At 63.5% G+C, this 271-nt stretch carries 1 protein-coding gene; it reads left to right on the top strand.

The genetic code is table 11. The features are described 5' to 3' along the window. Positions 1–271 (top strand): cupredoxin family copper-binding protein (locus SB764_RS40425; RefSeq protein WP_410866815.1); only part of this gene is annotated, 271 nt, incomplete at both ends.

Below are 271 nucleotides of genomic sequence, written 5' to 3'. Positions count from 1 at the left end.
GCGGCACTGGCGTTCGTGGTCGCGGACGTCTCCGCCGCCACGACGCACCGCATCATCATCGAAGGCATGCGTTTCAACCCGCCCAGCGTGACGGTCGCGCGCGGCGACACGATCGTCTGGGTCAACAAGGATCTCGTCGCGCACACGGCCACGGCCGCGGGCCTGTTCGATTCGCATGAAATCCGACCCGATGCCTCGTGGACGTATGTCGCGAACACACCGGGCCGCTACGCATATATCTGCACGTTTCATCCTACGATGAAAGCGACAC

This window comes from Paraburkholderia sp. SIMBA_027 (assembly GCF_046535315.1).
Lineage (GTDB): Bacteria > Pseudomonadota > Gammaproteobacteria > Burkholderiales > Burkholderiaceae > Paraburkholderia > Paraburkholderia tropica.
This window is presented reverse-complemented; position numbering and strand designations above follow the sequence as displayed.